Consider the following 5,922-nt stretch of genomic DNA (forward strand, 5'->3'; position numbering starts at 1 on the left):
GCCCGGCCCACCGGGATGGCGGGCCGGGCGTGTGCGCTGAGGTCGCGGTCGTCGAGCACCCCGTTCATCCGGGTGGCGGTCTCGCCGGGGCTGACCGCGTTCACGGTGATCCCGTACGGCGCCAGCTCCAGGGCCATCACCCGGGTGAGCCCGCCCAGCGCGCCCTTGGCCGCGCAGTAGGCGGAGCCGCCCAGGATCGGGGTGAACTCGTGGACGGAGGTGACGTTGACGATCCGCCCGCCGCGCCCCTGGCCGACCATCCGGCGGGCGGCGGCCTGGGCGCAGGCGAACGGTCCGGTGAGGTCCACCGCGAGGATCCGCTGCCAGTCGTCCAGGTTCTCCTCCAGGACGGGTGAACGGCGGTTGATCCCGGCGGAGTTGACCAGGATGTCGATCCCGCCGAGCTGTTCGGCGGCGCTGTGCACGGCGCGGGCGGCGGCGGCCGGGTCGGCGAGGTCGAGCGGCAGCAGCACGGTCCGCCCGCCGGCCAGTTCGGCCGTCCGGCGGGCGGCGGCGCGGTCGGTGCGGTAGCCGATCGCCACCGCGTGCCCGGCCCGGGCGAGGGCGATCGCGACGGCCCGGCCGATGCCGGAGCTGGCACCGGTGACGACCGCCACCGTGCCGGGCGGGGCGGCGCCGTCGGGGTGCTGGTCGTGCGGCCCCGGGATGCTCATCGGTTCACCTCCGGCACGGTGGCCGGGCGGACCTGGTAGCCGGCCAGGGCGAGGCTCGGTGCGCCCAGGTAGCCGTAGAGGGCGGCGGTCGGGCCGCCCGGGCCGGTGCGGAAGCCGTGCCACTCGCCGGCCGGGACGAACACCAGGTCCCCGGCGCGGACCGGCACCCCGGTGCTCTCCGTGAGGTGGGTGCCGCCGCCGGAGAGGACGAGGAAGAACTCGTCGGCGTGCGGGTGCCGGTGCAGGTCGTGGCTGCCGCCGGCGCCGAACTCCGAGGCGGCGACGGTGAGCCGGTGGGCGCCGACCGTCTCGTCGGTGGCCAGCCAGCGCACCGCCATGCCGGCCGAACCGGCGATCGGCGCGGCGGTGGAACCGGGATCGCGCGTGGTGTCGGTGTCGGTGTCGCCGGTGGCGGCGTCGCCGCTGCGCGCGGCGGGCACCGCCAGGGCGGGCGGGTCCGGCGGATCCGGGGGGTCGCCGGGAAACCGGAGACCGGGCCTCGGCGGGGCGAGCGGGACGGGGTAAGGGCGCTGCGCGGGCCGGTCGCCGGGCACCGCGAGGGGCCGGACGGTCAGCACGGCGGCGGGCGCGCCGGGGAGCGCGGTGAGTCCGCAGGAGCTGCCGGGCGGGTGGTAGAGCCCCTCGCCCGGGCCGAGCACGCGCCCGAACGAGCGGATCCCGCCGGAGAGCACCAGCGTCACGGATTCACCCACCCGGGAGGGGCTGTGCTCGACGCGGACACCCGGCGGAAGGGTCTCGACGGTCAGCCCGCCGTGCGCGGACGGCAGGTGCTGGGGGTCGATCAGCCGTCGGAACGCGGGGGCCGTACGGGGAACGGCGGCGGGTACGAGGATCACGCGGGATCTCCTTGGGTCTCGATGACGGGTTTGACGGATGGGGCCCCGGCGGGCCGGGCGGGCGCCGGATCGTCGGCGCGGCCGAAGTCGAGGAGCACCTTGGGCGGGCCGCTGCGGCCGCCCGCCAGCATCCGGAAGGCCTCCGGTCCGGCGGAGGGCGGCAGCACGGCGGCGATCAGCGGCTCGGCGGTCAGCACGCCGTCACGGAACAGCCGCAGGGTGCGGTCGTAGTGGTCCAGGCCGTGCCGGATCCCGATCAACTCCAGCCCTCGCAGGGCGAGTTGTCCGGGGTCGAAGCCTGGGCAGGGGCCGCCGGCCACGCCGATCACAGCGAGCCGGCCGCCCGGCTCCAGCAGGTCCAGGCCGAGCGCGAACGCCTGGACGGCGCCCGAGGCCTCGACCGCGAGCGAGTACCTGGCGGCCCCCTCCGCGCGGACCTGCTCGGGGCTCAGGGCGCGGCGCGCGCCGCAGTGCAGCGCGAGCCGCCGTCCGGCCGGGTCGATGCCCACCGCGTCCACCGACTCGCCCAGGCGGGCGGCGAGTTGGACGGCGAGCAGCCCGATCGTGCCGGTGCCGAGGACGACCACCCGGTCGCCGAGGCGGCAGCGGGCCCGCTCGAACCCGGCCACCACGGTGACCGCCGGTTCGACCAGCACGGCGGCCCGGTCCGGCACCTGGCCGGGGATCCGGGACAGCGAGCGCTCCGGCAGCACCACGTACTCGGCGGCGGCGCCCTGACGGCCGTAGAGGCCGACCTCGGTGAGGCGTTCGCACAGCGGGCGGCGTCCGCGCCGGCACATCCGGCACAGGCCGCAGTGCACCATGGTGTGCCCCACCACGCGGTCGCCGGGCACGAACTCGGTGACGTCACGGCCGACTTCGGCGACCGTTCCGCACCATTCGTGTCCCGGGACGAGCGGGTAGCGGGCCCGCCCGTCGCGCAGGTAGGCGGCGGTGCCGTGGAGGAGTTCGAGGTCGGTGCCGCAGAGGCCGACCAGGGAGGTGCGCACGGTGACCGCGTCCGGCCCCGGCGCCACCGGCCGGGGCACCCGGGCGAGGGCGACCCGGTGCGGCGCATCGAACCGCAGCGCCGCCATGGTGGCACCGGCCGCTGGACGGTCGGGCGCTGTCCGGTCGGCCGCCGAACGGTCGGCCCCCGCCGTGGTGGCGGGGGCCTCGGTGCGGGTCTCGGTGCGGGCCGCGACGGCGTCGACGGCCTGGGTGGGGCCGCTCACGGCCGGCTCCGTCGTTCGGCGCGCCTCCGGGCCAGGGAGTGCCTGGTCGCGGTGGTGCGGCGGGGCGCGGCCAGGGCGAGGCAGAGCACCTCGGCGCCCAGCGGGCCGGCCTCCAGGAGCAGCGCACGGCCCCGGGTCGCCAGCAGCAGATCGCCGTCGACGGCCAGGTGGTCCGGCTCGTCGAGGCTCTGGCCGACGAGCAGGGACCCGCGCACCACGAACAGGACGGTCTCGCCCTCGGGCCGCCCCGGCATCGCGTGGTGGGCGCCGGGGCTGAGCCGCAGGTGGTCGAAACTCTCGCAGGCACTGGCGAGCATGGAGCGGCGCGCCAGGCAGCGCAGTCGCACGCGCTCGCCGTTCGGGCCGAGGATGACGGCGGCCGAGGCCGTCGCGGTGGTGACGATCACCGTGACTCGCCTCCCTTCTGACTCGGAGGGGTGTCGGGGTGGTCCGGGTGGTCGGTCTCGGGGTGTTCGGCGTCCGGTCGCTCGGTGCCCGGCCGTTCGGTGCCCGGCCGTTCCGCCGCCGGGTGGGCGAGGGCCCGGCCCGGGTGGCCGGCGACGGCGAGCACCGCGTGGAAGAACTCCAGACCGGCGGTGCCGGCCGTGAGCACGGTGTGCGCGCCGAGCGGCAGGGTCACGGCGGTGCCCTCGACCAGGGGGATCCCGGAGTCGGCGGCCGTCGATTCCTCGCCTCCGGCCTCGGACCCGGTCTCGGCCCCCGGCACCGTGGCGGTGCCGGAGCCCGCCGTGATGTACAGGGCGCGTTCGACGCCCTCGGCGGTGACCTCGACGCTGCGGCCCGGGTCGAGCCACTGGAGTCCGACGGCGCGCAGCGGCCCGGTCAGCACCCGGCTGGGGTCGACGGCTCCGCGTCGGCGGAGGTCGGTGATGACGGTGCCCGTCATGACGGGAACTCCTTCTGGTGTCCGGCGGTCCGTGCTGGGCCGTTTCTGTCCTCCACGGTGTGCCGCCTACCGTCCCGGCCGCACGGGAACCCGGTCCCGTCCTGCTCCCGACCCGTTCCCGACCCCCACCCGGGCCCGGCCAGGCCGCCGGAACCGCAGGGGCTCCGGCGGCCTCGGGACAGCGGCCCGGCTACGGGCCGCGCCGGACCCGCGAGGTCGCCCAAGCCCTCCACCCCCGCCCCCGCACCACGCTGCCCACCGGCGTAGGGCCGGGCGGCCGGGCCCAGCCAGGAGCAGCCCGGGCCGGTCCTGGCCGTGGCCGCGAGCACGGCGATCAACATCCGGCGGCCCTTCACCAGCCACAGCCGGCCCTGGACGCAGCGTGGGCGGCCGGGCGCAGCCGGGAGCAACAGCGCGGACCCGGCCATGGCGGCGAGCACGGCGATCAACCCGGCCCCGTCCGCCCTGGGGCCGCGCCGCCTCACCGCACACCCGAGCCCCCGGCCGGCGCCCTTCACTCGCCTCAGCAACCTGTCCTGGACGCAGGGCGGGCGGCCGGGCTCAGCCAGCAGCAACAACCCAGACCCGACCAAGGCCAAAACCAACGCGGGAACCAGCCAACCCACATCCGGCCCGGGACCACAGGAGCACCCACCGACCGGCCACGTGGGACGCCCGCGCCCCGACGAGGCCGGCCAGGCCCCAGCACCGCGCTGTCCAACGGCCTCAGCAACCTGCCGTCGGCGCAGCGCCCGGGCCCGGCCATGGCGGCGAGCACGGCGATAAAGCCGACCTCGTCCGCCCTGCTCCCTGCCCCTCACCGCACGCCCGAGCCCCCGTCCGGCGGCCCTTCACCGGCCACAGCAATCGGCCCCGGGCGCGCGGCCGGTCGCAGCCGGGAGCAGCAGCGCGGACCCGACCAAGGCCGCCAACGCGGGAACCAGCCAACCCACGTCCGGCCCGGGGCCACCGGAGCACCGGCCGACCGGCCACGTGGGACCTCCGTGCCCCGACGAGGCCGGCAAGCCCTCCGCCACAGCCCCCCTGCCATCAGCGGGCCCAGCGCAGGCGGCCGGACTCAGCCAGGAGCAGCAGCGCAGACCCGGCCAAGGCCACCAACGCAGGAACCAGCCAACCCGCATCCGGCCCGGGCCCACAGGAACACCCGCCAACCGACGGACCGGGACGCCCACCCTCGCCAGGTCGACCACGCCCTCCGCCACAGCCCCCCTGCCACAGCAACAACCCAGACCCGACCACGACCCCGCCGTCTCACCACGCACCCGGGCAGGCGGCCGGGACCGCAGGAGCACCGGCCGACCGGCCACGTGGGACCTCCGTGCCCCGACGAGGCCGGCAAGCCCTCCGCCACAGCCCCCCTGCCATCAGCGGGCCCAGCGCAGGCGGCCGGGCTCAGCCAGCAGCAACAACCCAGACCCGACCACAGCCCCGCCGTCTCACCACGCACCCGGGCAGGCGGCCGGGACCGCAGGAGCACTGGCCGACCGGCTGCGTGGGACGCCCGCCCCGGCGAGGTCGGCCAGGCCTTCCAGGGCGGCCCGCAGCACTGCGGCGTCCATCCGCGTCAGCAACCTGCCGTCGGCGCAGTACGGGCGGCCGGGCTCGGCCAGCAGCAACAGCCCGGACCCGGCCGTGGCCGCGAGTGCGGCGGTCAGCCGGTCGAGGTCCACGCCGCCGGGGAGGGTGGTCGCCGAGCCGTTGCGGGCCAGGAGTTCCCGGTGGGCCCAGCCGGTGGCGCGGGCCGCCAGGCCCAGGCGCACCGCCAGCCGGGCGGCGAGCAGCAGGCCCAGGGCCTCGGCGTCGCCGGGGGCGAGGGCGGGGCCGGCGACGGCCCGCAGGGCGTCGGCGAGGCTCCGGCCGTAGGTGAGGGCCAGCGCGGGGCCGGTCTCGTCGGGGTCGAAGCAGACCAGGGCGGCCCGCGCGTCGGCGCACAGGGCGAGCAGAGCGGTGAGCGTCGGCGCGTCGTACCGGGCGTCGGGGCGGAGCAGGGCGGCGAGCATCGGGTACTGGGCCGGGCAGACGGCGAGCACGTGCCGGACCACCGCGACCATCCCGGCGCGCGTCCACACGGCGGGGCGGGCGGCGAGCAGGTCGGCCCGCACCCAGACCAGCGCGACCGGGACGGGACGGTGCAGGGCCAGCGCGGGCCCGCACGCGGCGGCCAGGTCGGTGGGAACCCGAACCTCCGCCGGGAGCCCGCAGGCCTGCTCGCCGCCGACGGCGACGAC

The 5,922-nt window shown here is 77.6% G+C and carries 6 protein-coding genes; all 6 read right to left on the reverse strand.

All coding sequences use genetic code 11. From position 1 onward, the window contains the following. The coding region (locus ABD308_RS16450; protein ID WP_344334203.1) for an SDR family NAD(P)-dependent oxidoreductase at positions 1-674 on the reverse strand (674 nt) is incomplete at its 3' end. Next, the gene (locus tag ABD308_RS16455; protein ID WP_344334205.1) at positions 671-1,531 is read right to left on the reverse strand and encodes a cupin domain-containing protein; all 861 of its coding nucleotides are present in this window, start codon (positions 1,529-1,531) and stop codon (positions 671-673) included. The genes ABD308_RS16455 and ABD308_RS16450, both read right to left, overlap by 4 nt. Beyond that, entirely contained in the window at positions 1,528-2,766 is a 1,239-nt protein-coding gene (locus ABD308_RS16460; RefSeq protein WP_344334207.1) for a zinc-dependent alcohol dehydrogenase, read from the reverse strand. Before ABD308_RS16460 ends, ABD308_RS16455 begins: the two co-directional genes overlap by 4 nt. Continuing rightward, positions 2,763-3,173, reverse strand: a complete 411-nt coding sequence (locus tag ABD308_RS16465; protein WP_344334209.1) for a pirin family protein — start codon at positions 3,171-3,173, stop codon at positions 2,763-2,765. Before ABD308_RS16465 ends, ABD308_RS16460 begins: the two co-directional genes overlap by 4 nt. After that, positions 3,170-3,673, reverse strand: coding sequence for a hypothetical protein (locus tag ABD308_RS16470; RefSeq protein WP_344334211.1), 504 nt, complete (start codon positions 3,671-3,673; stop codon positions 3,170-3,172). Before ABD308_RS16470 ends, ABD308_RS16465 begins: the two co-directional genes overlap by 4 nt. Before the next feature lie 1,457 nt (positions 3,674-5,130). Then, positions 5,131-5,922 (reverse strand): 3-dehydroquinate synthase family protein (locus tag ABD308_RS16475; RefSeq protein WP_425554784.1); only part of this gene is annotated, 792 nt, incomplete at its 5' end.

It is taken from the genome of Kitasatospora putterlickiae, assembly GCF_039527695.1.
In the GTDB taxonomy this organism is placed as follows: Bacteria; Actinomycetota; Actinomycetes; order Streptomycetales; family Streptomycetaceae; genus Kitasatospora; species Kitasatospora putterlickiae.